This is a genomic window from Kribbella sp. NPDC051718, from assembly GCF_040681515.1.
In the GTDB taxonomy this organism is placed as follows: domain Bacteria; phylum Actinomycetota; class Actinomycetes; order Propionibacteriales; family Kribbellaceae; genus Kribbella.
Map to the genome: position 1 here is coordinate 325,881 of NZ_JBFAYZ010000007.1, position 21,627 is coordinate 347,507.

22 protein-coding genes are annotated in these 21,627 nt (G+C 67.8%); 11 read left to right on the top strand and 11 right to left on the bottom strand.

Going from position 1 to position 21,627, the window contains the following annotated elements; genetic code table 11:
- Positions 1-19: 19 nt before the first annotated feature.
- Entirely contained in the window at positions 20-499 is a 480-nt protein-coding gene (locus tag AB0M15_RS26865) for a hypothetical protein (protein WP_363824208.1), read from the bottom strand.
- A gap of 133 nt (positions 500-632) precedes the next feature.
- On the opposite strand from AB0M15_RS26865, the gene AB0M15_RS26870 reads away from it, so the two are divergent.
- Complete coding sequence (locus AB0M15_RS26870) at positions 633-1,367, top strand: hypothetical protein (protein ID WP_363824209.1); 735 nt, start codon at positions 633-635, stop codon at positions 1,365-1,367.
- On the opposite strand, the gene AB0M15_RS26875 is transcribed toward AB0M15_RS26870, so the two are convergent.
- A complete protein-coding gene (locus AB0M15_RS26875) occupies positions 1,349-1,972 on the bottom strand; it encodes a DJ-1/PfpI family protein (RefSeq protein WP_363824210.1) in 624 nt (207 codons plus the stop codon). The genes AB0M15_RS26870 and AB0M15_RS26875 overlap by 19 nt on opposite strands.
- Before the next feature lie 63 nt (positions 1,973-2,035).
- On the opposite strand from AB0M15_RS26875, the gene AB0M15_RS26880 reads away from it, so the two are divergent.
- Positions 2,036-3,373 carry a PLP-dependent aminotransferase family protein gene (locus tag AB0M15_RS26880; protein ID WP_363824211.1) on the top strand — a complete coding sequence of 446 codons (1,338 nt, stop codon included), beginning with the start codon at positions 2,036-2,038 and terminating at the stop codon, positions 3,371-3,373.
- On the opposite strand, the gene AB0M15_RS26885 is transcribed toward AB0M15_RS26880, so the two are convergent.
- Together AB0M15_RS26885 and AB0M15_RS26890 are read right to left on the bottom strand one after the other, a co-directional pair.
- A complete protein-coding gene (locus tag AB0M15_RS26885) occupies positions 3,370-4,194 on the bottom strand; it encodes a M55 family metallopeptidase (protein WP_363824212.1) in 825 nt (274 codons plus the stop codon). The genes AB0M15_RS26880 and AB0M15_RS26885 overlap by 4 nt on opposite strands.
- 170 nt (positions 4,195-4,364) lie before the next feature.
- Entirely contained in the window at positions 4,365-4,592 is a 228-nt protein-coding gene (locus tag AB0M15_RS26890; protein ID WP_328324740.1) for a hypothetical protein, read from the bottom strand.
- A gap of 123 nt (positions 4,593-4,715) precedes the next feature.
- Here AB0M15_RS26890 and AB0M15_RS26895 point away from each other — a divergent pair, with 123 nt between their 5' ends.
- The gene (locus tag AB0M15_RS26895) at positions 4,716-4,907 is read left to right on the top strand and encodes a hypothetical protein (protein WP_343965354.1); all 192 of its coding nucleotides are present in this window, start codon (positions 4,716-4,718) and stop codon (positions 4,905-4,907) included.
- Here the strand turns inward: AB0M15_RS26895 and AB0M15_RS26900 are convergent.
- Positions 4,904-6,058, bottom strand: a complete 1,155-nt coding sequence (locus AB0M15_RS26900) for a zeta toxin family protein (RefSeq protein WP_363824213.1) — start codon at positions 6,056-6,058, stop codon at positions 4,904-4,906. The genes AB0M15_RS26895 and AB0M15_RS26900 overlap by 4 nt on opposite strands.
- A 107-nt stretch (positions 6,059-6,165) precedes the next feature.
- Here AB0M15_RS26900 and AB0M15_RS26905 point away from each other — a divergent pair, with 107 nt between their 5' ends.
- From AB0M15_RS26905 to AB0M15_RS26935, 7 genes are all read left to right on the top strand, one after another.
- Entirely contained in the window at positions 6,166-6,654 is a 489-nt protein-coding gene (locus AB0M15_RS26905; RefSeq protein ID WP_363824214.1) for a SigE family RNA polymerase sigma factor, read from the top strand.
- Positions 6,651-7,229, top strand: coding sequence for a hypothetical protein (locus AB0M15_RS26910; RefSeq protein WP_363824215.1), 579 nt, complete (start codon positions 6,651-6,653; stop codon positions 7,227-7,229). The genes AB0M15_RS26905 and AB0M15_RS26910 overlap by 4 nt, the downstream gene beginning before the upstream one ends.
- A gap of 88 nt (positions 7,230-7,317) precedes the next feature.
- Positions 7,318-8,223, top strand: a complete 906-nt coding sequence (locus AB0M15_RS26915) for a carbamate kinase (RefSeq protein ID WP_363824216.1) — start codon at positions 7,318-7,320, stop codon at positions 8,221-8,223.
- A 29-nt stretch (positions 8,224-8,252) separates the two neighbouring features.
- The gene (locus AB0M15_RS26920; protein WP_363824217.1) at positions 8,253-9,335 is read left to right on the top strand and encodes an acyl-CoA dehydrogenase family protein; all 1,083 of its coding nucleotides are present in this window, start codon (positions 8,253-8,255) and stop codon (positions 9,333-9,335) included.
- Positions 9,336-9,436: 101 nt separating this feature from the next.
- Positions 9,437-11,431 carry a PEP/pyruvate-binding domain-containing protein gene (locus AB0M15_RS26925; protein ID WP_363824218.1) on the top strand — a complete coding sequence of 665 codons (1,995 nt, stop codon included), beginning with the start codon at positions 9,437-9,439 and terminating at the stop codon, positions 11,429-11,431.
- Entirely contained in the window at positions 11,428-12,639 is a 1,212-nt protein-coding gene (locus tag AB0M15_RS26930; RefSeq protein ID WP_363824219.1) for an MFS transporter, read from the top strand. Before AB0M15_RS26925 ends, AB0M15_RS26930 begins: the two co-directional genes overlap by 4 nt.
- On the top strand, positions 12,636-13,985 hold the full coding sequence (locus tag AB0M15_RS26935) for an ATP-grasp domain-containing protein (protein WP_363824220.1): 1,350 nt from the start codon (positions 12,636-12,638) through the stop codon (positions 13,983-13,985). Before AB0M15_RS26930 ends, AB0M15_RS26935 begins: the two co-directional genes overlap by 4 nt.
- Here AB0M15_RS26935 and AB0M15_RS26940 read toward each other — a convergent pair.
- Positions 13,978-14,679 (bottom strand): hypothetical protein, encoded by a 702-nt coding sequence (locus AB0M15_RS26940; protein WP_363824221.1) that lies wholly within the window; start codon positions 14,677-14,679, stop codon positions 13,978-13,980. The two genes, AB0M15_RS26935 and AB0M15_RS26940, sit on opposite strands and share 8 nt — an antisense overlap.
- A gap of 18 nt (positions 14,680-14,697) precedes the next feature.
- Positions 14,698-15,057 carry a cupin domain-containing protein gene (locus AB0M15_RS26945; protein WP_363824222.1) on the bottom strand — a complete coding sequence of 120 codons (360 nt, stop codon included), beginning with the start codon at positions 15,055-15,057 and terminating at the stop codon, positions 14,698-14,700.
- Between the two features lie 332 nt (positions 15,058-15,389).
- Between AB0M15_RS26945 and AB0M15_RS26950 the strand changes: the two genes are divergently transcribed.
- Positions 15,390-15,998: a response regulator transcription factor gene (locus AB0M15_RS26950; protein ID WP_363824223.1), complete on the top strand. Its 609-nt coding sequence runs from the start codon at positions 15,390-15,392 to the stop codon at positions 15,996-15,998.
- A 23-nt stretch (positions 15,999-16,021) separates the two neighbouring features.
- Here the strand turns inward: AB0M15_RS26950 and AB0M15_RS26955 are convergent, their stop codons facing one another.
- The 4 genes from AB0M15_RS26955 to AB0M15_RS26970 all read right to left on the bottom strand — a co-directional run bounded on the left by AB0M15_RS26955 (position 16,022) and on the right by AB0M15_RS26970 (position 21,624).
- Positions 16,022-17,731, bottom strand: a complete 1,710-nt coding sequence (locus tag AB0M15_RS26955) for an ABC transporter ATP-binding protein (RefSeq protein WP_363824224.1) — start codon at positions 17,729-17,731, stop codon at positions 16,022-16,024.
- Between the two features lie 94 nt (positions 17,732-17,825).
- Positions 17,826-19,469 carry an ABC transporter ATP-binding protein gene (locus AB0M15_RS26960; RefSeq protein WP_363824225.1) on the bottom strand — a complete coding sequence of 548 codons (1,644 nt, stop codon included), beginning with the start codon at positions 19,467-19,469 and terminating at the stop codon, positions 17,826-17,828.
- Positions 19,466-21,424 (bottom strand): prolyl oligopeptidase family serine peptidase, encoded by a 1,959-nt coding sequence (locus AB0M15_RS26965; protein ID WP_363824226.1) that lies wholly within the window; start codon positions 21,422-21,424, stop codon positions 19,466-19,468. The genes AB0M15_RS26960 and AB0M15_RS26965 overlap by 4 nt, the downstream gene beginning before the upstream one ends.
- Before the next feature lie 65 nt (positions 21,425-21,489).
- Positions 21,490-21,624 carry a SapB/AmfS family lanthipeptide gene (locus AB0M15_RS26970; protein ID WP_363824227.1) on the bottom strand — a complete coding sequence of 45 codons (135 nt, stop codon included), beginning with the start codon at positions 21,622-21,624 and terminating at the stop codon, positions 21,490-21,492.
- Positions 21,625-21,627 lie beyond the last annotated feature (3 nt).

Genomic DNA, 21,627 nt, shown 5'->3' on the forward strand with positions numbered 1-21,627 from the left:
CGATTCTCGCCGATGTGCACTACCGCACTGCACTTTGTCCGCGATCCGATCCGGCCGGAACATTACGCGCCTCGATCGCCCGGAGGGTGTTGGCGAAGGCCTTGCCCAGGACCTGCTTGCCGAAGAAGGCAAACACGCCGGCGAGCAGGTGGCCCTTGAGGTTCTTACCGTCCCGAACGATCACCGCGCTGATCTCGGTAGCGCCATCCGACCGCTGCTTGAGCGTGTAGACGTAGCCCGAGTCCCCGCCCCAGACGCTGGAGTCGGTGGTGGTGAGGACGATCCGGTTCGGGTCGGACCAGTCGTACCGCAGCCGTTCCCAAACCTCGCCCGACCCCTCGGTGACGTCGGCGTAGTCCGGCCCGACCTCATGCACCTGGAGCGAGTCATCATGACTGTTCTCGAACAACTTCGAGCGCCCCGGCCCAAAGTCCGTCAGCCCGGCAACGAACTGCTCGGGCGTCGAGGTGGTGATCGCGGTAAAGCGAATGGTGGTCATCAGTCTTCCAATCCTCGTTGTGCTGCTTCTGCCTCAAGAATCGGTCGACAGTCCGCGCATCACCCCAAGGGCAACACCCTGGCGCAGTGCCTGGTGTTCGAGGATCCTCAGTCGCATCGACCAGAGGAGCAACATGAAGCGTTTGATCGCAGTGGCACTCGTCGCCATCCTGGCCCTGCCTGGACTGCTCTCGGCAGCACCGGCGCAGGCGGCCGATCCGCCAGCCCCGGTCGTGATGTCGTACGGCCTCAAGCCCGACGGTAGCGTCGTGCCGCTCAGTACGGCGGCCAAGGCCAAGGCGTCCAAGCTAGCGGCTTCGTGCACGTGGTACCCCGACGACAAGTGCTACTGGATGAACGACGGCTACACCCACTTCAACTACCGGAACATCTGCTTCCAGAACAATGTCGGCACGTACTGGGACTACCTGGCCGCGCAGGCCGGCTTCGAGTCCGGCTCATCGACAGTCACCTTCTTCAACCATGGGCCGAGCACTGGCACTCCGACCTCGTGTGCTGCCTCACCGGGCTGGCGGCCGGAACAGATCCTGACGTATGGAACGTACGGCACCAATGACGGCCTCTGTGCGCATTACGCCTGGACCGTCGACCTGTTCAACTACTACAAGACTGCGACCGTTGCGATGAACGTTTCGACCAGTCGTCCGGCATACTGCGCCGACACCGTCCAGCACCGCAACAACAACGTCTCCAGGGCCATCGGGCACATTCTCGGACTCTCGCTGTTCAACAGCTCCACGAACCTGACGGCGTCGATCATGAACACATACTTCCCGGCGTACAACTTCCCCGGCACCGACGACCGGAACGCGCTCTACTGGCTGTACTACTACAGCACGCCTAACTGATCCATCGCGAGATAAGGCGTCACGTTGGTCAGGGCTCGGGTGACGTATTCGTCCTTTTCGCCGACGGGGGCGACGTAGTGGATGGCTTCCTTGGCGGCTTCGAGGGTGTGGAGGCGGGCGATGGTCCAGGTGGCGAGGTAGGTCGATGCGAGACAGCCGCCGGCGGTGGCCAGGTTGCCGCGGGCGAAGAACGGTTGGTTGAGGATCTCGACGCCGGCGGCGATGACCCAGGGCTTGGTGGTGAGGTCGGTACAGGCCGGTATGTCGGTCAGGTGGCCGAGTTTGGCCAGGACCAGGGCGCCGGAGCACTGGGCTGCCAGGAGTTGGCGGGTCGGGTCGAGGCGGCTCAGGGTGCTCGTGATGGCGGGGTTCTCGACGACCTCGCGGGTCTTGGTGCCGCTGCCGACGATGACGGCGTCGGCGGTACAGGCCTCGTCGAGGTCGATCATGGCGTCGATGGTGACGCCGTTCATCGAGCGCAGCCGCGGTGTCGGACCGGCGATCGACACTCGCCAGCCGGGTTCGCGGACCCGGTTGAGGATGCCCAGGGCGATCAGCGAGTCGAGTTCGTTGTAGCCGTCGAAGGTCAGGATGGCGATGTGCATGAGGCCGACGCTAGGGACCTCGACCCATGACGATCCAGAAATTGTCCTGCATACAATGCGGGGGTGAGAGTCCCGAAGTACAAGGGCGTCGTCGACGCGCTGGCGGCGCAGATCCGCGAAGGGCGGTGGCCGGCTGGGCATCGGCTGCCCACTCATCGGCGGCTGGCGGCCGACGCGGGCATCGCGGTGGTGACGGCTTCCCGGGTGTACGCCGAACTGGAGGCGATGGGGCTGGTCAGCTCCGAGCAGGGCCGAGGTACGTTCGTCCGCGATCTCGCGGCCGCCACCGGCGACGACGTGGATCAGCGGGAGGTCGCTGTCGACGCCATCGACCTGAGCTTCAACTACCCCGCCATGCCCGGGCAGGCCGAGCTGCTGCGCCGGGCCTTGCGGGATCTCGCCGCCGCGGGCGATCTCGAAGCGCTGCTTCGCTATCAGCCGCATCGCGGGCGAGTACAGGATCGAGCTGCGGTTGCGCAGCATCTGCGGCGGCGGGGACTCGACGTCGGCCGCGAGCGGGTCCTGATCGTCAGCGGCGCTCAGCACGGTCTGACGGTGGCGGCGATGGCACTCTTCCAGCCCGGCGATGTGGTCGCGGTCGATGCGCTGACCTATCCCGGGTTCGTCGTGCTCGCACGCTCCTTGGGGGTCGAGTTGGTGCCCTTGCCGGTGACCGGGGCCGGGCCTGACCTCGATGCACTCGACCAGCTGTGCCGGCGACGGCGAGTCCGGGCTGTCTATGCGATGCCGACCATGCACAACCCGCTCGGCTGGGTGCTCGACGACTCCCAGCGCGCTCAGCTGGTTTCCATCGCCTCGCGGCATGACGTCACGATCATCGAGGACGCGTCCTATGCCTACCTCGCCGAGGACGCACCGCCACCGCTGGCGACGCTCGCGCCCGACCTCACCGTCTACGTGTCGGGGCTGTCGAAGAGCATCGCGCCGGGGTTGCGGATCGGCTTCGTCGTCGCGCCCGCGGGGCTGGTACCGGTGCTCGAGCGCGTCATCCGGGCAACCACGTGGCACACGCCCGCCATCACGGCGGCGATCGCCACTCGCTGGCTGACCGACGGTACCGTCGAGCGCCTCGAGACGCAGAAGCGCGCCGACGCCCGCCTCCGCCAGTCCATCGCGACCGACGTACTGGCCGGCTTGCCTCTGGTACGTCACCCGTCCTCGTACTTCGTCTGGCTCCCCCTCCCCCAGGACGCCCGCCCGGACCGGATCGCGGCGGCCCTCGCGGATCAGCGCATCGCGGTCTCCACCGCCGAGCCGTTCGCCACGACCCCGACGGTGCCGCACGCCCTCCGGCTCGCACTCGGCTCAGTCGGCCTCCCCGAGCTCCGCGCGGCGCTTCCCGTAGTACGGACCGAAATAGACCAGGACCCGTACCGTTAGTCCGGGATCCCTCTGGTCAACGACACCAAGGCGATGAAGCTCCGGTAGACCTCCAGCGGATCATCATTGCTAATGGCAACAACCTGCTCACCCCGACGCTCGACGTTCCGCAGCGCACACACCAACTCCGCGAACGCCTGGTTGTGGAACCGAACGGTCAACTCGGCCGGCTGCGTGACACTCGGCAAACCGAAGTCGGCCAGTCGATCCAACGCACGATGCGCACCGTCTCGGATCAACTCACGCGCCACCTCGGGATGCACGGACAGCGCCGCATTGTGCGACACCGACTCCTTGACGACCACCGACTCGATCCCCGGACAGAACGCCTCTGCTTCGTCGATCGTCACGCGATCACCCGAGATGAGCACCACCGGAACCCCGTGCGCCAATGCCACCAACGCATTGATCCCGGCCTCGCCGGTGATCTCACCGTTCAGCCGCACCTCGGCGATCGCCCGCGGGTTGTACGTGTGATGAAGCACCGACGACGTAGCTCCCGCCGACCCGTGGTACGAAATGAAGAACACCGCATCGAACGATGCATCGAGCCCTTGCATCATGTACAGCGGCTTGTGCCGCCCGGACAGATAGCTCGCCCGGCCGTGCAACTCGTCCGGCCGAAGATTCTGCATCGTCGAGTGCGAGTCATTGACCAGAAACTCCGTCGCCCCAGCCGCCATCGCCCCATCGATCGCAGCATTCACCTCACCCTGCAACTGCCCCCGGTAGTACTCGTACTCCACCCCCGGCCCCCGGCACTGACTCCAGTCGACAACCCCCGCCGTCCCCTCCATGTCAGTCGACAAAAAGACCTTCAAAGCGCCGCCTCCTCAGATGACCGGACTACTTGACACCGTAGAAGAGGTTGTAGCCGACATACCAAGGAGCAGGGCGGCCGGACGGATCAGGCCTCGGGGCCCCCAGAATGCGCATGGCATTAGGCATGCCTCACCTAAGTAGGGCGTGTGCCGGGGCCCCGGCGCCGAGGTCAGAGCGTGTGTAGTTTGTCGAACGGGGAGAGGACCCGGAGCAGCTTGCCGCCGCCCAGGTCGACCACCACCGCGTGGGTGCCCTCGACGGCACTGATCGTGCCCATGCCCTCTTTGTCGTGAGACACCCGGTCACCTTCTTCGAAGGTCTTGATCGGGGCGGGCACCCGGGGCTTGAAGGGACTCGTGGACAGGTGACGACGCGTCGTCGCGCGGGAAGGCTCCATCAGGTCTCCAGTATGCGCCCATCTCGCCGATCTGCACATGTCGCCTCCGGGCGAACGAGGTCTTGTCCGGCTCCGCCCGGCGGCAATAGCATCCACCGTCACTACCGCCGAAGGGATGCCGTCATGGCGTGGGGTAAGGGTAAGCAGAAGGCGCAGGATCCGGAGCAGGGTGGCTGGCAGTCCGGCCGCAAGGCCAAGAAGGCCGCAGGTTCTGGTGGCGGCCTGGTCGGCGACAAGGTCGTCGATCCCAGGGGTCGCGTGGTCAAGGACTTCTCGGGCCGCCAGCGCCGGCAGGGCAACGAGCACGGGGTTTAAGGAGTCGCAATCCCGGCGGTGGCGATCTGTAGCGTGACCGCGTCCGGGTGCAGGAGAGGTCGCGCCAGGGCAGTGACTGCTCTGGCGGCCTCGACTGTCTGTTGCCGGATCTCCGGGACGGGTGCGGATCGGCCGCGGTGCTCGAACGTTGCGACCGCCTCGAGGAAGAGACGGGACTCCAGGACCGTCCAGGGGCGCGTACGTTCGGCGGTGATCGCTGCTGCGCTGGCCGGTTGCCGGAGCCAGCGGCCGTCGGCTCCTCGCTGGTTGGCATAGAGGAGTTCGCCGTTCGGACGCAGTACGGCGGCCACGTCGGCGAGTTGCGCTCGATCGAGGGCTTCGGCTGCTCGGAGTACGGGTTGATCAGAACCAGCCAGGCGGCCATAGCCGTAGGCCTCCAACGCGCGGAGGTGACGGTCCTGTACGCCGAATCGGCTGACCGCATCGGCCACGGCGACGATCGCGACCTCGACCTGATACCCGGCCGCTTTGAACTCGCGAGCCGCCTGCTCGAAGTCGCTCGGCGCCTCCAGTACGACGTCGAAGCGGCGAGAGCTGACGTACTGCCTGGCGTTGGTCGTCCAGCGACGGGCGTCGGCACCCTCCATCGATTGGTGGAAGTCGGGATGGTGCGGCGCATACAGATCCGTGCTGATCACCACCGGCCGGCCGCGACGCTCGAGGACGTCCCGCGCGAGCGCAGTGATCGACGCCTTGCCGTCCCCGGGCTCGCCGACCACGATCACGACGATCGGCTGAGCCTGCGGCGTACCGGTCAGCTCGTCCGGCACGATCCGCTCCCGGAAGATCCGCTCACTCTCGCCCGCATCCAGCAGACCCCGCAACACCAACTCAGGCTCCGGCTGCTCATCGTCAGGTTCGGCGAGCAGATCCTCACCGTCGGAGTGGATAGCGGCAACCTCGACCATGTCCAGTGGCGACAGCTCCCGCCGCCGGACAGCCCAGCTCTGTTGAGCCTCCCGCCAGCCAGCGATCGCCGCGCGGTCCGGCGTACCGGCTGCTTCCTCGCGCGCGATCAGTTCGGTGTACCACCCGATCACCTGACCCGCGCCCTCCAGTGCGACCTCGTACCGCACCGCTTCCTCACCCGACCAACTCGCCGAGCCCAACCCGGCCAGCACGTTCAGCACCCGGGCGACGATAGCGGCGTACGGACTCCCTGCATACGCCGAAGCAGCGTTTCAGCCGCCCGTAGCGTTTGGAAGGGAAAGACCTGAGAAACCCAGGGGGACGAAGAGTGGAGTTCGACGAGTACGTCGCAGCCCGCGGCCAGCAGTTGGTGCGGCTGGGTCTCGTCCTGTCGTCCGACCACCACCGCGCCGAAGACCTGGCGCAAACCGCCCTGATGAACGCCTACCGCCACTGGCGCCGCGTCCGGGCCATGGACGATCCGCACGCCTATGTCCGTCGCATCCTGGTCAACGCGCACCTGTCTAGTACCCGCCGCAGCTCCTCCCACGAAACCCCCTCGGAACTGGACGACCTCGGCCGAACCGAACCCGACCCGTCGCTGGCACTGGTCGAGCACGACGCGATGTGGCAGCTGCTGGCAAAGCTGCCGGCGCGGGAACGGACCGTGGTCATCCTGCGGTACTACGAGGACCTCGACTACGCCGCGATCGCGGCCGTGCTCGGGATCAAGGACTCGACCGCCCGGGCGAGTGTCAGCAAAGCACTCGCCTCTCTCAGAGCAGCGCACGACCCGGCTGAAGGGCACCACCCATGAACCAGACAGAGCTCGAGCAGGAGCTTCGCGCGACGCTGGCCGAGGCGGGCGACCGGGCAATGGTCATTCACGACCTCGGCCTCAGGGCAGTACGGCCGGTACGCCGTCGGCGGGCGTGGCTGGCCTCCGCCGTCGCCGCCGCGGCCGTGGCTGCTGCCGCGGTCGTCGTCGCAGTCAACGCGTCCGACCACGGCAACAGCGAGGTGGTGAGCAACCCGCCGTCCAGCAGGCCGGTCACCATCCCGACCTCATCCTGGAAGCCGGGCGACTTCGAAGACCAAGCTTTGCAGTCCGGCGTGCTGCGAGTCACCCCCGAAGGTTGCCCGTACCTCATTCCGGCGGACTCGCGGGCGAGCCTGAAGGACCGGACGGCCCTCATCTGGCCGGCCGGCTACACCGCCCGCTACGCCGCGAACGGCAAGCTCGAGATCCTCGCCCCCAACGGCACCGTCGTCGCCCACGAAGGCGACCACCTGGCAGTCGGCGGCGGTCTCATCACCACCCCCAGCAAGCTCTGCACCTTCGGCAAACCCGACGCCTTCGCGATCATGGAAGACCTCACCCAGCCACGGTGAGCTGTGACGAGTGGAGTTCGTACGAACCCGCCCCGAGCGACACCCTGCAATGGATCCTCGACTGATGCCCGGCATGCGAAGCTGAACCATGCGCATAGTCATCGCACTCGGCGGCAACGCCCTGCTGCGTCGGGGCGAGAAGCCCGATGCCGCCGTCCAGCTCGCGCACCTCGTCGCGGCGGCCCCCGCGCTCGCCAAGATCGCCGCCGAACATGAGCTGGTACTTGTCCACGGCAACGGTCCGCAGGTCGGACTGCTCGCCCTCGAAAGCACCGCGGACACCAGCCTCTCGCGTTCGTACCCGCTCGGCGACCTGGTCGCCGAGACGCAAGGCATGATCGGCTACTGGCTCCAGCAGGCGCTCAGCAACGCCGGCCTCGCTCGTCCCGTCGTCACGCTGATCACCCAGACCGTCGTCGCCGCTGACGACGCCGGGTTCGATCATCCGAGCAAGTTCATCGGCAGCGGGTACGCCGAGGACAAGGCCCACCAGCTCGCCAAGCGGAACAACTGGACGATCCGCCGCGACGGCAACAGCTGGCGACGAGTCGTGCCCTCCCCCAAGCCCCAGCGCATCGTCGAGCTCGACACTGCCGAACTGCTCATCCGAAGTCAGACGACGGTCATCCTCGCAGGCGGAGGCGGAGTACCGGTGACAGAGGGACCTGACGGTCTGAGCGGCGTCGAGGCTGTCGTCGACAAGGACTATGTGGCTGCTTTGGTGGCGACACAGCTCAACGCCGATCGGCTGGTCATGCTCACCGACGTACCGGCCGTCTACCTCGACTACGGAACCTCGTCCGAGCGTCCCCTGCACGACATCACCCTGGCTGAGCTGGACGACCACACCTTCCCGGCCGGTTCGATGGGTCCGAAGGTGGCCGCTGCCCGCCAATTCGTCGCAGAAACCGCTGGCAGAGCAGCGATCGGCTCCCTGGACGACGCCACCGCTGTAGTAGCCGGCAGCGCCGGGACGCAACTCTCACGGACCTGACGCACCACGCGCGCGAGGAGGAGGACACGATGACTGGGGAGCTCGACCCTCTACTCGCGCGGATCGAGGTCTACGCCGGCGACGTACTCCGTCCCCGCGCGCTGGAGACCGATCGGACCGGTGTCACTGAGCAGACAATTCGCGACCTCGCCGACCTGGGCGCCCTGAACCATCTCGCGCCGGCGGAGTACGGCGGTGCCGACCTCGATCGCACCGCCGACCGTCGCCTGCACGAACTGCTCGCCGGGGGCTGCTACAACACGTGGCTGGTCTGGGCCCAGCACGCCCCGCAGGTCGGGCGTATCCGGCAGGCAGTCGAGGAGCCAGGGTCTGCCTTCGACACTGCACTCGCCGATCGTCTGCTTCGCGGCGAGGTGCTGCTCGGAGTCGCGTTGAGCGATGTACGACGCTTTCCCGACCGGTACGTCGCAGCTCGGCGTACCGGTGACTGCTGGGTCTTCGAGGGCACCATCTCGTGGGTCAGCGGCTGGGGCCTCAACCGGTGGATCGGCGTTGCCGGTGTCGACGACAGCGAACCCGAGCGACCGCGGGTCGTCCACGCGCTCATCCCGATCGGCGACGGCGTCGTCGGTACTCCGCTCCGGCTCAGCGCCGCAGCCGGCAGCCGGACCGAACGTGTCCAGCTGACCGGCGTCGAAGTACCGGACAGCCACGTCATCGCAGTACAGGATCTCGACAGCTGGCGAGCAGCCGACGTCGCCGGGGCAGCAGACGCCCGCGCACATCATTTCGGCCTGGCAGCAACCGTTCTCGACGAACTACGCGCCAGCCCTCATCCGGACGCCCACAAGGTGGCCGAGGTCTGGGCACCTCGTGTCGACCTGATCCGCCGGCAGGCCTACTCATTGACCGATGCGGTCACCGCGGCGGGGCCCGATGCGCCACAGCGGGTTGACGAGAGGCTCGCCTTGAAGGTCGCCATCGGCGATGCTCTTGGCGTCCTCACTCGCGCACTTCTGATCTCCCGGGCGGGACGAGGTCTGTCTGCGGACGACACCGCGCAACTTCATGCACGCTCGGCCCTCTTCGCGTTGGTCCAAGGGCAGACCTCGGCGGTCCGTGAAGCTCAGCTCCGCGCACTGGCCACCTAGCTAAATGATGCCTAAGGCAACTATTAGTGCGGCGTGATAGTGCTCACAGAGGGTTAGATCAGCTACCCTGAGTGGCCTTGTTCACCTTATCGTAATCTCTCGTGCCTACCGCTCCCGCCCCTTCTGCCCTGGCCGCCATCGTCCCCGCATTGCCCGCGGATCGCCTTACTCTGGCCGACTTCTCGGGCCTGGCGACCACCGTTGCCGGCTATCCCTACGTGAAGCTCGTCCTCGATCAGGAGACCTCGACCGTCCACCTGATCGACGGTGCCGAGCGCATGCTGCACGTCCAGTACGTCGCCGAGCGGATCCTCGGGATGACGCGGGCCGAGCTCGCCCGCAACCTCGACGCGTTCAACGACTCCGTCTACCGCGCCGACCACCGCCGCTTCCTGCTCGGAACGCTCGCGCTGCACGACCGGCCGGAGTACGGCGGGCTGTTCTTCTCACTGGAGACGGTCGAGGTCGACACGATGGGCCCCGACCTGCTCGGCTCCTTCTACAACACCGTTCGCGCTCTCGTCGACGACACCGTGCCCGTGCTGCTGAAGCCCGCGAACCACCTGCAGGAAGGCTTCCTGCAGGGCACGACCACCCCGCTGATCCTGGCCCACGAGCTCTACTCCACCGCGCCGTACGTGCCGCTCAACCCCGGTACGACGACCGGCCGCCTGCGCCTGTTCGCCGATGAAGCGGCGTACCGCACCACGACCGATCCCGTCCGCTGGCACGACATCCTCGTGATGGAGCGGATGCCCGACGACATCCCGCGGGTCTCCGGGCTGATCAACGCCAAGCACACCACCCCGCTGTCGCACACCAACGTGCTCGCCGCCGGCTGGGGCATCCCGAACGCCATCCAGCAAGGCGCAGTGCAGAGCCTCGCCGAGCTGGACGGCAACTGGGTCGAGCTGACCGTCGACCCGACCGCGCCCGAGCTGACGGTGCGCGCGATCACCCGGCCGGACTCAGCCGACGCCGGCCCACCGTGGGCGGTCACCCAGGTCGACATCGGCAAGCCGGATCTCGCCGCGGCCCAGATCCTGCCGCTGGAGCAGCTGCGGTCCACCGACGCTCATCGCTTCGGCACCAAGGCCGCAAATCTCGGCGAGCTGACGGCGGTACTGCGCGACGGATCGCCTCACTGGCTTGGCTTCTACGAGAAGCCACGACCGCCACGGCCGCACCTGCTCGAATACCTGGCCCGGCAACTCGAGACGGCCGGCACCGATACCGGCGTACTGGATCAGGCGGCTCAGCGGATGTTCGCCGAGCAGGTCGTCGTACCGCGCGGAATCGCCCTGCCGTTCGCGTTGCAGCAGCAGTTCCTGGAGTCGTCGCCGGCCATCCAGCAGACCATCGGCAAGCTGAAGATGGCACTCGCGCTCGGTGGTGAGATCGACGGGCTCTGCGCCGAGTTGGGCGCCCTCATCCGCGATACCCCGTTGCCGGCCGAGCTGCGCATCCTGATCGAGGACTCCGTACTGCGCCACCTGACCGGCGCCGGCCGCGTCGTCGTCCGCAGCTCGTCGAACGCCGAGGACCTGATCGGCTTCTCCGCCGCCGGAATCTACGAGTCGGTCCCCGAGGTCGAGTCGATCGAGGACGTCATCGACGCAATCCAGCGGGTCTGGGCCTCGCTGGTCACCACTCGCGGCGTACTACTCCGCGACGAAGCCGGCATCGGCCTGTCCGACTGCTTCATGGGAGTCGTCATCCAGCAGCAGCTCGACGGCGCGCTCGGCGGGGTCATGGTCACGACCAACCCGCTCGACCGGACCGACTTCCGGTCGGTACTGCTGAACCTCGCCCGCAACTCGGTCGACGACGTGGTCTCCGGTGCGCGCGATCCACTGCAGCACCTTTACAACACGATGGAGGGCGGCAGCCGGACCGTGGCGATGGGTGCCGAGCCGGCCGACGTGGACGACCAGGCGAAGGCGACCCTCGGTCGGCTCGCGCTGATCGGACGGCTGCTCCAGGCCCATTTCGCGGGCGCCGACGGGTCCGTCGACGCTCCGGTGGATGTCGAGTGGCTCGTCGACGGCGACCGGATCGTGCTGCTGCAGTGCCGTCCGTACCAGCTCGCCGCGTGAGCGCCGCAGGTCCCGATGCGGTGCGGGTGATCCGCCGCTACAACGCCTTCCAGCTCTTCGCCGGGCTGCTGTGGTGGTTGCCGGTCTTCTACGTGTTCCAGCGGTCCGAAGGGCTGTCGGACCAGGAGATCTTCTCCATCCAGAGCATCTTCTACCTGGCGTTCTGCCTGCTCGACATCCCGACCGGGATGATCGCCGACCGGTTCGACTACCGGCGTTGTCTCCAGGGTGGCGCGATCATCCTCGTGGTGGCGAACGTGATCCCGGTCTGGACGCCGACCTTCGGCGGCTTCCTGGTCCAGTTCCTGTTGATCGCGTTGGCGCATTCGCTGTTCTCCGGCGCCGGAAGTGCTTATCTGTATGAGTATTTGCATCGGACGGGCAACGATGCGGCGTACCAGGGCGCCGAGGGATCGGCGCGCGCCTGGACGCTGATCGGGCGGATCGTTTGCTTGCCTGCCGCCGGATTCCTGACGGCTTGGTGGGGGCCGTCGCCATACGTATTGTCCGCAGCGACCTGTGGCATCGCGGCCGTGATCGCCCTCGGCTTCCCGGCGCTGCCCAGGACTGGTCCCGTAACTGTTGAGCCGGTACTTCCCGCGCTGGCCGGTGCACTCCGGTCGCTGGGTTCGTCGAAACGGCTGATGTTGCTGATGGCGCAAGGCATCGCGATCTTTACGCTGGTACGGATCGGGCAGGCCAACCTGTTCCAGCCGATCCTGGAGTCGAAACACCTGCCGCTGCACTGGTTCGGCGTACTGATGGCCGCGACGACCGTGTTCGAGGTGGCTGGTGCGGCGCGGTCGAAAGTACTGGCTCGTTTCGGGCAGATCCGGGTGGTGCTGGTACTGACCGTGCTGATGGCGGTCGCGCTCGCCTCCGTCATCCCCCTCGGGCTGGCCGGGACGATGGTCTGCCTCGCGGTGTTCTCGCTCGCGTCCGGGCTCGCGTTCCCGGTACAGCGCAAGCTGGTCAACTCCGCCATCACCGAGCCGTCCCGGCGAGCGACGCTGCTGTCCGTCGAGTCGCTCGCCGACCGCGCCGTCTGCGCCCTCGTGGTGTTCGTCCTGGGCGCGTTCCTCAGCCGCGGCGCGATGGCGGGCTTCCTCGTCGCGCTCGCGGCCACAGTCACCCTGGCGATGGTCGTTCTCGCCGTACTCGTCAATCGGAGCCGCGACCGCGCGGCCGTCAAGGAGAGCGTCGCGTGAAGAAGATCCTGTACGTCTATGTCAAGGGCGGCGCTCCCCTGGAGACCGCGTTCCCCCGGATCGCGGCCTGCGGCGAGCTGCATGTGCTCGCGCTGTCGCCGCTGCCCGAGGCGGCCAAGGAGATCTGGGAGCCGTGCTGCACGAGCATCACCGTGCACCCCGGTGGGCTGACTCCTGGTGAGCCGGTGGTGGAGGCGATCATCGCCCACGCGCGTGAGCTCGGTGCGGATGCGCTGTTCACGCTGTCGGAGTTCGCAGTACTGGCCGTCGCCAACGCCGCGGACCGGCTCGGCCTTGCTGGCGCCGGGCCGGGCATCCGGGTGGCGCGTGACAAGCGGCTGATGCGACAGGCGTGGCAGGCTGCGGGCGTACCGATCCCTCGCTTCCGTCGAGTGGACTCCGCTGCCGATCTGCAGGGTGCACTGGCTGCGCTGACTCCGCCGCTGCTGCTCAAGCCGGCCTGGGGTGCTGGGTCTGTGGCTCAGCTCGTATTGACGTCGCAGGATCAGGTCGCGGACGCTTGGGCGGAGATCGAGCAGGCGCTGGAGCTGGGCGGCCAGGTCGGGATGAACGAACTGTACGAGCAGAACACCGATGCCGACCGGCTGGTCGAAGAGATCATGGACGGTACGACCGAGGGCTGGTATTCCGAGCCCGGGTACGGCGACTACCTGAGCATCGAAGGCATCGTTGCCAAGGGCAAGTACCACCCGCTGGCGATCACTGCCAAGCTGCCGACCGTGCCGCCGTACATCGAGGTCGCCAGCACCTCGCCCTGCGTACTGCCCGAGCCACTGCAGCGTCGGATCGAAGAGGTCTCACGTCGTGCGGTCGACGCACTCGGCCTGGACACCTGCGGCACCCACACGGAGCTGAAGCTGCGGGCCGACGGTGAACTGGTAGTCATCGAGGTAGGCGCCCGCTTCGGCGGCCTCCTGACCACCCGCCAAGCCGAAATCGTCTTCGACCTGGACCCGATCGGCATGCTGATCCGCGAGCAGCTGGGCGAGCACGTCGACTACCCACCCGCCATGCTGGTCGAGGGCGGCCGCGCTGCCGCCTCCGTCGCCGTAGTACCAGCCAACGCCGCCGGCACCCCCTGGCAAACCCAGCCCCTCTGGCACCCCGACCAGATCGACTGGGCAACCCTCCTCTCCCCCGGTAGCACCATCGAGCCCGTGCCCGCCTTCATGCTCCCGTCCGGCACCCGAGTCCCGAAGTTCGACCCGTCCGGCGGCTCCCGCAACTGGCTAGGCGTCTTCCTCCTCACCGCCACCGACGCCCCCACCCTCCAACACGACTGCCGCACAATCCTCGACAACCTGGAAGGCGCCCTACCTACCTGACCAGTACGCGCCACACCGGTAGGTAGGTGGAGCGGTTGGGTTGGCCGATCAGGTAGGCGGTTAGGCCGGTCTGCTCGGCGACGGTGATCTCGGTGGGGGTCTCGCCCTCGTAGAACGACCGGCATGGGGTGGCGGCGTCTCGGCCTCGTTCGAAGAGGGTGGGAGCGGGCTTGGACTCGGCCTTGGTGCGTGGGGTCAGGACTCGGTCGCCGAAGAGGTACCAGGGGAAGGGTTGGGATTCTGCCCAGGACGAGTTGACGTACGCCTTGGTCGCGGCGGCACGTTCGGCGTCGGTGGCGCCCCACTCCGGCGGCACGTTGGTGATCAGGCCTACCGGTACGCCGACGGCTCGGAGCAGTAACAGGTGGCGCAGAGCTCCCGGCATCCAGGTCATCCGACCCGGCACCGAGGTATCCACCAGCGTGTTCCCAAGATCGAACCAGACCACAGAGCACGATGGCCGATGCCGCCCGACCGGATCCGCAGCAGCCGCCGGAGCGGCGGCAGCAAGCGGAGCGGCGGCAGCAAGCGGAGCGGCGGCGGGCGTTGGGGCGGGCCGCGCTGCGGTGGTCGGGGCGGTCCGTACGGCGGACGTCGGGGGGAGCCGTGCGGCGGATGCCGGGGTTAGGGCGGCTGTGGTGAGGAAGGTGGTTGTGACGGTGACGGTGACGGCTAGGCGGGTAAGGGGGTGCACGGGGCTCCTTGGGGGCGGTTACTCGAGCCAGACGGTCTCGAAGGTGGAATTCTCGTGGATGTGGATGGCCTCGTAGCCGTCGGGGCCGGTGGAGAACTTGTGCGGGGTCTCCGCCGGTACGACGATGATCTGGCCCGCCCGGCCGACGAGCTGGGCGTCGCCAACGGTGAAGGTGGCCGAGCCGCGGCGGATGATGAAGGTCTCCGGGTAGTGGTGCAGGTGCAGGCGAGGGCCGACGCCCTCCTTGGTGGTGGACTCGAAGATCAGCGAGACACCTACCCCGCCGGGCAGTTCCTCGTAGTTCTCGGTCCAGTCCTCACCGTCTTCGCGCCCGTCGGCCCGATCGACGACGAAGGCTCCACTGGTCAGCTCACTCATGGCGGTCCTCCAGGTTGTACACAGTGTGCTTGCGGTCAGTCTCGACCCTGCCCGGGTCACCGCCGAAACCATTGCCGGAAGCAACGGTTTCGGCTGGGATCCGTACCGCTTCAAACGCGTGCTGGGGAAGGGATCTGGCGAGATTGTCAAGACGTCGCAGAGAACGGTTCGGTATTCGGCTGGCACCGATGCCGGACCGTGTCGCGAAGTTGGGGCTGGGCTGGTGACAGGCACCAGGTCTGCGGGGACACTATCGGTGACCGAACCAGTAGAGCCCACTGCAGTGCGTGACCGGGGCTCTCACGACGATTGACTCGCCAGGGGGGCGTAAGGTGATCCGACTCGTCATCGGGCACCGCGGCAAGTTGGTCCGAGGAGCGCTCGCCGCGGTGCTCAGCAGGGAACCAGATCTGACCGTACTCGCGGAGTACGAAAGTGCCGACGAAATCCTGGCGATCTGCGCCGTCGACCCGCGGCTGGTGGTGGTGCTCGATCCGCTGCTGCCCGGCAAGCTCGGGATTCCGGAGCTGTGCGGCCGGCTCGACGGACAGCCGATCTTGATGCTGATCGACCGGGAGGACACGACGTCCATCTCGCTGGCTCTGTCGGTGGCGAAGGAGTCGCAGTCGGTCGGGGTGATCGCGACCGACATCTCCCCCGACGACCTGGTCGACGCCGTCCGCGGAGTCGCTGAGGGCCGGCCGGTGTTCGACGGGGGTCTCGCGCTGGTGGCGCTGCGCGCGGGCGGCAGTCCGCTGACCGAGCGGGAGCGAGAGGTACTCCGGCTGATCGACACGGGCGCGACCGTTCAGGAGGTCGCCCGCAGCCTGAGCCTCAGCGCCGGAACGATCCGCAACTACCTGTCCCGCATCCTCGCCAAGACCCGAGCCAGAAGCCGAATCGAAGCCATCCGCAAAGCTCAAAACGCCGGCTGGCTCTGATTGACCTCCACCAACCCCCGCCCTTACCCGCCACCAGCCCGAGCAGACAGCCCGCCGTCGGCCCGGTGGGCGGGATGGGCGTCGCCGCCTGCGCGATCAGCCCGGTGGGCGTCGCCGTTTGTGTGGGTCCAGGTGGTGGTGAGTTCGGTGTACAGGGAGGAATGGTGGAGGAGGGTTTGGTGGGTGCCGACGGTGGCGGTGTTGCCGTCGAGGACGAGGATTCGGGTGGCTCGTAGGGCGGAGCTGACTCGGTGGGCGATCACGATCAGGGTGCCGGGGCGGGTTGCGAAGGCTTCCTCGGCGATCTGTTCGGCTCGTGGGTCGAGATGGCAGGTGGCTTCGTCCAGGACGACGAGGGGTGCGGGCGAGAGGTACGCCCGGGCCAGCGCGATCAGTTGACGCTCCCCCGCCGACAACTCCGCCGGCCGGACCTCCGCCGCGAGGCCGCCCAGCCGGCGTACGAGCGGGTACGCGCCGACCGCATCGATCGCCGCCGAGATCTGTACCGCGGTGGCGTCCCGGCGCAGATAGCTGACGTTGTCCAGGATCGTGCCGCTGAACACATAAGCCTCCTGCGGGAGGACGACCCGCGTATCTGCCAGGTCGGCCGCCTCGAGCTCGGATGGCCGTACGCCGCCGAGCCGGACCTCCCCCTCGGTCGGCGACAGCAGCCCGCAGATGAGCCCCGCGAGCGTCGACTTGCCGATCCCACTCGGCCCGACCACCGCCAGATGATCGCCCGGTGCGACGATCAGGTCGAGATCACGTAGTACCGGCTCGGCGGCCGGACCATAGGCGAAGGACATCCGCCGCAGCCGCACTTCGTACCCCTCGGGCCTTTCAACCATCACCTTGTACTCCGGAAGCGCGCTCCGATCGAGGATCCGCCCCAGCGTGACGACATACCGCAGCCCGCTGTCCCCCAGCGCCGACATCACCGTAGTGAGCGCCGGCTGCAACCCCAGCAGCACATAGGTCAGCCCACCAAGCAACGTCCCGGTCGAAACCCCACGCCCAATCAACCAAGGCGCAGCGCCGAGCAACACAACCAACGGCAGCCATCCCCCGACCGCAAAGCACAGCGTCCGCAACGCAGCCACCTTCGCCAGCGACCGCTCAGCCGCCGCGTGCGCTTCCACCGGTACGCCGACCAGCCCACCGGCGAACTCCTCAGCCCCCGCCGCCGTCACGTCCCGCACCCCCGCGAACACCATCCCCGCCGAAGTCGCCAGCTCCTCATCAGCTCGCAACGAAGCCCGAACCCGAGCAGCCGCCAGCCCAAGAATCCCGAAGCTCAGCGCGAACCCGACCAAGAACGGCGGCACCACCAACGCCGCCACCAACGGCGACAACGACAACAACCCGCTGACCACCCCGATCGCCGTCACCACAAAACTCCGGACCACGAGCACCAGCCCGGCAAAAGTGTCCCGGACGATCTCCACCTGCCGATTGAGCCGCGCCACCGCGCCATCCGCCCGCGCATTCCGCAGCGCCCCCACCACCACCTTGCGAACCAGCTCATCCCGAACCGGCTCGACCAGCTCCCCCAACCGCTGATAGACCTGCCGAGCCCCGACCGCACCGAGGACCGCCGCCGCCAGCAACCCACCGAGCCACGCCAGTCCCGCGCCGGTCCGGCCCCCGAGAAACCCGTCGGTGGCGTGCGCGACAGCCAGCCCGTAGAACGCGCTCGGCAGAATCTCCGGCAGCGACCAAACGGCAAGCCTCACGGCAGCCCTGCCCCGCACAGCCTCCACCCCAAACCGCACCTCCCGCTTCATCCGCACACCACGCTCGGCCGGGGCCCGCCCGGCGACCCGCGCCTCATCCGAAGGCTTTTCGGTAGGCGGGGTTTTGCCAGAGGGCTTGGTGGGGGGCGACAGCTCGGACGCGGCCGTGGTCCAGCCAGACGACCAGGTCGGCGCGGGCTGCGGTGGCGGCTCGGTGGGTGATGATCAGGCGGGTACGTCGGCGCCGGTCGGTCATCAGGGTTTCGCTGATCAGTAACTCGGTCGCGGTGTCGAGGCTGGAGGTCGCGTCGTCGAGGATCAGCAAGCGCTCCGCAGCCCAAGCTCTGGCGAGTCCGAGACGCTGCGCCTCGCCACCAGACAGCGGCGCCTCCACCAGCGGAGTGTGATAGCCGTCCGGCATCCGGCTCACGAACCCGTGGACGTGGGTGGCACGAGCCGATGCAAGCAACTGATCCGGTTGCTGCGATCCGACGCCGATCGCATCGCCCACCGTCGAACCCACCAGCGCCGGACGCTCAAACGCGCAGTTCACCGCCGTCCGCAGAGCCACCTGGCTAAGAGCGCCCAGAGGAACACCATCGAGCCGTACCTGACCAGAGTCGGGGTCCTGCAATCGACCGGCGACAGCAGCCAGTACGGACTTGCCTGCACCGCTCGGCCCAACTACCGCAACCGCTGCCCCACCGGGTAGATCCAGATGGACGCGATCCAGCAGGAGGTCGTCCCCTGCCCGCACAGTGACCTCATCGAAGACCAGCCGCCCCGGACCGTCCGGCAAGGCGAGGGCACCGTAGCCCATCGGCTGTGCAGCACTCACCTCGGCGACGCGCGTGATGCCGGCCCGTGCCCGGGCCAGTTGCCCGAGCAGTGACGTGAGGCCGCCCAGACCAGCACCGATGACGGCGTACTGCGCGGCCGCGAAGTACTCGCCCGGGGTGATCCGGTGGTCGACCAACTGGATGCCACCCACGGCCAGTACAGCAATCAGCACCAGCGGACCGACCACAGCCGCCTGTGCTCCGGAGCGAGCGAGCACCTGCCAGGTCCGCAACCCACGAGCATGCAGCTCCGGCAGCAGCCGCAGTACACGCTGCTCCTCGCGACCTGCCGTCCCCGCAGCAGCAATCGTCCGCAAGCCAGCCAATGCCTCCGTCAGCGTCGCCGCGATCCTCCCTTGCGTCTCCTGGTACGCAAGGCTGATCTCAGTGGTCCGCCGCGCAAACAACCAAAGCACGGCGACCACTAGCAGCACACTGCCCAGGAATGCCGCACCCAGCCACGGACTGATGAGGATCAGCAGCACCAGACTCCCAATGGGCGGTACGGCCGCAGCAATCGCCGTGAGCGTCGCAGGACCGGCCCGGGCCGCATCGACCGCATTGCTGGACACCCGGCTGACCAGATCACCGGTATCGAACTGGCGCACTCCACTTGGCCCCGCTGCCAGCACCCGGGCAACCAGACCGTGCCGCAGCCACGCCGTCGTCCCCGCCACACAGGCAGTACCGGCGATGACCTCGACAACATCGCAGACGATCCCCAGCACGATCAGCCCACAGGCGATCAGCACCCAATCACCGCTGGCCGCTATGCCGTCGATGGCCTTACCGAGGACCGTTGGGAGCGCCAGGACGGTGAGATTGCCCAGCAGGGCGGCGACGCCGAGCAAGGGGAGCCAGCCGCGGCCGTGGCGTAGTACTGCGCTGAAGCTCGTCACGGCGTCAGGCCGGTGTGGAAGGCCAGGAAGGCGAGCATGTCGGCCGCTAGGCCCACACCGCGGCTGACCGCGGCCGGCAGGTGGCCCGCATCGCTCTCGTACCTGAGCAGGACCGACCGTGAACCGGTACTGGCATGCTGCAGCGCCGCGCACATCTTGCGCGCGTGCAGCGGATCCACGCGACTGTCCGCACCGAACACCGTGAACAAGACCGCGGGGTAGTCCACCCGCGCCACCCGGTGGTACGGCGAATAGGCCAGCAACGCCTCGAACTGCTCAGCAACCTCCACTGACCCGTACTCCCCCGCCCAGGAAGCGCCGAGGCCGGACTGCTGATAGCGGACCATGTCCAGCAGTGGCGCCGAGCAGACCGCGGCGGCGAACAACTCCGGCCGTTGCGTGAGAGCCGCGCCGACCAGCAGTCCCCCGTTGGACTCACCGCAGATCGCGAGTTGGGCAGGTGTCGTCCAGCCGTCCGCGATCAATGTCTCGGCCGCGGCGAGATAGTCGTCGATGACGTTCTGCTTGGCCTCCCGCGTTCCGGCCCGGTGCCACTGATGGCCCTGCTCGCCACCGCCGCGCAGGTTCGCCGTCACGAACACGCCACCGGCCTCGACCCAGGCCAGCGCGAACGACGAGTAGGTAGGGGTGAGCGACAGGCCGAACCCGCCATACCCATAGAGCAGCGTGGGCCGCGGCTCGCGTTTCGCCTTGCGGGCGAGTACGACCATCCGGATCGGCGTACCGTCGAACGACCGGTAGCTGATGTGGCGGGCGTCGATCCTCGGCCCAGGGTCCGGTTCTGAAGCCCACGGGCTCACTCGCAGCGTGCGGGCGTCGTACCGGTAGACGGTCGGCGGGGTGACGCTGTCGGTGTAGCTGAACCAGGCCTCGTGGCCGCCCTCCGGCCGAGTGCCGAGGTCGGCGATCGTGCCCGGCCCCGGCAACGGCACTCTGTGCAGGCGATCGCCGGTCCGCGCGTCGTAGGCGGTCAGCTCGCTGAGGGCGTGCCGCTGCCGCCCGACGAGCAGCACCCCGTCGAGCACCGCCAGTTGACTGAGCGGCGCACCCGGTTCCTCGGCGACGAGTTCTCGCCACTGCTCGTGGCCGGGGTGATGCGGATCGCCCACGCATACCCGTCCGGACGGTGCACCGAGGGTGGTCGCGATGTACAGCCGGCCGTCCGGTCCCACGGCCAGTGCCGTCCGCGCATCGACCTGCTCCTGCGCGACGACCGGCACGAAGTCCGGCCGATTCAGGTCGACGACCCAAAGATCATTGCGGTCGGCAACAACCGTGGAGATGGTCAGCCACCGGCAGTCCGCGCTGATCTCCAGCCCGTACGCCGCTTCGCCGGCCAGCACCTGCGCGTCGTCCGGCTGTCCGAGCCGGTGCAGGTACAACCGCCGCGAGCGGACGAAATAGAAGGAGCGGCCGTCCGCACACCAGGCGACGGGCGAGTAGCGGCACCGGTCGATCGGCCCATCGATGAGCTCCCCGGTATCGACGTCCAGCACCCAAAGTACGGATTCCTCGTTGCCCTGCGACACCTGGAACGCCACGAACCGGCCATCCGGCGAGGGCTGCCAGCGATCGAGCGTCGTCAGCCCGGACGGGTCGAGACGCATCGGGTCGATCAGGGTCCGCTCGCCGTCCGTTGCGAGCACTGGGTGTTCCTGACCGGCATCCCTGCGGAGGAAGAATTGACGCGAGCCTCGCCAGGCCGGCGTACCGGTGGTCTCGACGTCGCTCAAGGCGGCCACCCGAGCGCGGAAACAGTAGCGGCCGGGTAGGGCGGCGGCCTGGGTGAGCCAGAGCTCGTCCTGGGCCTGCTGCCAGGACTGCGTTCGCGGATCGGCCGGGTCTTCCAGCCAGCGGTACGGATCCTCGACCCGGTGGCCATGCAGATACTCGACGCCGGCCAGCCGCTCGGCGTCGGGATAGTTCGACTGCACGGGCACTCCTTCCAGCAAGCCGGTCCCGGGCGGGCTGTCGGATCCCGCCCGGGACCTATGTGTGCCTAGTGGCACAGCACCAGGCTGACGTTGCTCGGGGTCTGGGACGCGCAGCCGAGGACGGTCAGCGTGCTACCGCCGCCACCGCCACCGCCGCCTCCAGTCGGAGCGTCGAGACCTTGCAGGTCGAGAAGTGCCATGTT